Annotated in this window: 3 protein-coding genes; all 3 read right to left on the reverse strand. The window is 72.1% G+C overall.

Annotated features, from left to right (window positions below):
• Nucleotides 1-638: enoyl-CoA-hydratase DpgB (gene dpgB, locus H5J30_RS23755; protein ID WP_181789408.1), on the reverse strand; the 638-nt coding region annotated here is incomplete at its 3' end.
• 14 nt (nucleotides 639-652) lie between these two features.
• Nucleotides 653-1783, reverse strand: a complete 1131-nt coding sequence (dpgA, locus tag H5J30_RS23760; protein ID WP_181789409.1) for a 3,5-dihydroxyphenylacetyl-CoA synthase DpgA — start codon at nucleotides 1781-1783, stop codon at nucleotides 653-655.
• A 126-nt stretch (nucleotides 1784-1909) separates the two neighbouring features.
• A partial coding sequence (locus H5J30_RS23765) for an aminotransferase-like domain-containing protein (RefSeq protein WP_258563505.1) occupies nucleotides 1910-3175 on the reverse strand: 1266 nt, incomplete at its 5' end.

The raw sequence follows: 3175 nt of genomic DNA on the forward strand, positions 1-3175 counted from the left end.
GCCCGCAGGGACCGGTCGCAGGCGGCGAGGTGTTGGCCGAGCGCGTCTTCGAAGCTGGTCGTCGTGGCGTCGAAGAGCAGCTGCCTGCGAATGGCGACTTCCTTCCCGGACAGCCCGCTTACCAGCCCCGCGGCCGCGGCGACGCCGCTTGCGGGGTCGGCGGCGAGATCGTCGACGAGGCCCAGCGCAAGCGCTTCGGAGGCGTCGATGGGCAGGCCGAAGAGCACGGCCCGGCGGATGCTCGCGGCGCCGGCCAGTTGGACGAGCCGGTAGCTCGCCATGCCGGGCCAGGTGGCCTCGCCGTCCCGGGCGACGAGCAGCCGGGCGCCGGGGGTGGCGACGCGGATGTCGGCGGCGAGGAAGGCGTCGAGCGCGGTGCCGCCGCAGTCGCCGCGGGCGACGGCGACGGTGGCGGCCGGCAGCCGTTCCAGCCGGCGCAGCGCCCGCTCCCACTTGCTGACCAGTTGGACGTCGAGTCCTGCGGTCCAGCCGGGTTCGGGGACGCCGGTGACGTGCACCGTGACCAGGCCGGTGCCCCCACCGTCCTCCGCCTCGTCGCAGATCGCGCCGAGTGCCTTGACGGCCGCGGCCGTGGGCGGCTCGCTCCCGTCGATCACCAGCGTGAGCGTGTCACTCATCGCACCCTCCGCTCTCACCATCGGACCAGTGCCGTTTCGATCGTGGAGCCCGGGCCCATGGTCATGAGCACGCCGTGGTCTCCGGGGTGGGTGACGTCCTCGTCGAGCAGCCGCTCGTACGAGAACAGGAACGAGCCGCTCGACACGTTGCCGTAGTCGCGCAGCACGCCGACCGTGTGGCGGACGTCGTGGCGGGTGAGCCCGAGGTTGACGACGACGGCGTCGATCACCTTCTTGCCGCCGGAGTGCACCAGCCAGTGCCGGATGTCGCTGCGGCGCAGGCCGGTGTCCGCGAGCAGCCGGTCGACGACGAGTTCGGCGTGGGCGCCGACGACGTACGGGATCAGCGGGTCGAGGAAGAAGCTGAACCGGTTATGGTCGCGGTCCCAGTCGTAGCGCATCGCCTCCAGGGCCTCGGGGATGAGGCAGCTGGCGAACTTCAGGACGTCCGGGCCGCGGACGCCGTCCGGGCCGACGGCGGACGCGCCGGACATGAGCGCGACGGCGGCGGCGCCGTCGCCGAAGAGGCTGTTGACGACGGCGGTGCGCATGGTCTCGTCGAAGGCGTACGCCGCGGAGCACGCTTCGGCGCAGAGCACGACGGCGAGTTCGCCCGGGTGTGCGGCGGACCAGCCGGCGACGACGTTCAGCGCGTTCAGCCCGGCGTTGCAGCCCATGCCGACGATGTCGGAGCGGCTGCAGTGCCGGTCGATGCCCAACTCGCGGATCAGCAGGGCGCTGAGGCCCGGGGTGAGGAAGCCGGTGGACGTCACGCAGCACAGGTGGCGCAGGTCCGAGAGTTCGTGGCCGGCGCTCTTCAAGCAGGCGCGGAGGGCTTCTGCCCCCATCTCGATCGCCGCGGCCTTGTGCTTGTCGAGCAGGTCGCCCTGCGGCTCGGAGTGCCGGACTCCGTTCGCGTCGGGAGCGGGAAGCGTCAGATGGCGCCGTCCTATCGCGCTGTTGAGGAAGACGGAGCTGATCTTCGGATCGGTGATGCCGAAGGCGTCGAGCACCTCCTGCTGGCTGTACGACGCGGGGGTGGCCGCCGTGCCCACCCCGAGGATGCGCGGCCGGTACGGGCCGGGCACCTGTGCTGTCGCGGACCGGGGGTCCAGGAGCTCCGCGGGCTCCACACCGGTGGTCATCGGAAGGTCCACCCCCACATGCGCTTCTTGCCACGCGGTCGTTGTACGCCGGTGATGCCGTTCACGTGCGGTCCTCTCTCGCTGGAGTCGGACGGATGACGGAAGGGGAGGTCGGCCGCCGTGTCATCAGGCCCGGGTCTCGGCCTCGATGAAGCGGGCGAGGCGCGCGGTGCCCTCGTCGATCTCCCCGGTGGTCAGATAGCTGGTGGAGAGCCGGATGGCGCGGTGGCCGCCGCCGCCCGGGTAGAAGTGGCTCATGGGCGTCCAGATGACGCCGAAGTCCTGGGCTGAGCGGGTGAGTGCCGCGTTGTCGGCGGGGAACGGCACCTGCACGGTGAGGAAGAACCCGCCCTCGGGCCGGTTCCACCGCACGCCCAGCGTGCTTCTGCGGTCGGCGGGCAGGCTCGCGTCCAGGGCCCGGAGCATGGCCCGCATGGCGTCTCCGTAGTACGCGGCCGCGCGGGAGTTCAGCTCGGAGACGAGCCCCTGCGCGGCCAGCAGCGCCCCGGCGACGGCGGCCTGGCTCAGCGACGGGGTGTTGACCGTCACCATGCTCTTGATCTTGGTGAGTTCGCCGGCGAGCAGGGTGGTGGCCCCGGAGTCGTCGACGACGGTCTGGTCGGCGACGGCGAAGCCGACGCGGGCGCCGGGGAAGACGGTCTTGGAGTACGAGCCGAGGTGGACGACGCGGCGGCTGCGGTCAAGCGACTTCAGAGTCGGCGGCGGTGGGCCCGGGCTGACCAGCCGGTACGGGCTGTCCTCCAGGATGAGCAGGTCGTGGCGGGCCGCCAGGTCGAGCAGGTCCGTCCGGGCCCCGGGCGCGAGCGTGGTGCCGGAGGGGTTGGAGTGGTCGGGGACGAGGTAGAAGGCGCGGGGCCGGCGGCCGCGCGCCTTCTCCGCCAGCACCGCGGCTTCGAGATCGGCGGGGCGGAAGCCGTCCTCGCGCTCCTCGACGGGGTGCACGGCGATGTCGAGCAGCCGGGCGGCGCCCGTGATGCCGACGTAGCAGGGGCTGGCGACCATCAGCACGTCGTCGGGACCGCCGAAGAGCGCGCGCAGCACCAGCAGCATGGCTTCCTGGGCGCCGACGGTCACGACGACGGCCTCGGCCGGCACGTCGATGCCCTCGTCGGCGCGCAGCGACTCGGCGATGATCTCGCGGATCTGGCCGGCGGTGGGGCCGTACTGGTAGAGGGCGGTGCGGATGTCCTCCGGCGTGCCGCCGTGGGCGGCCAGGTGGTCGAGGTAGGTCCGCATGTGCGTGAAGACCTGCTCGGTGTCGAAGAACCCGTCGTACGGCCGGCCGGGGGCGAAGGAGATCGCCTCCGGGTAGCGCAGCGTGATCTCGTTGAGGAAGTTCATCGTGTCCAGCACGGGGTCGGACACGCTGCC

Source organism: Streptomyces phytophilus (genome assembly GCF_013870535.1).
Classification (GTDB): domain Bacteria; phylum Actinomycetota; class Actinomycetes; order Streptomycetales; family Streptomycetaceae; genus Streptomyces; species Streptomyces phytophilus.

What these genes read in the sequence shown, in the direction of transcription:
- dpgA (WP_181789409.1), bottom strand. Translation starts at nt 1,783, where the DNA reads ATGACCACCGGTGTGGAGCCCGCGGAGCTCCTGGACCCCCGGTCCGCG.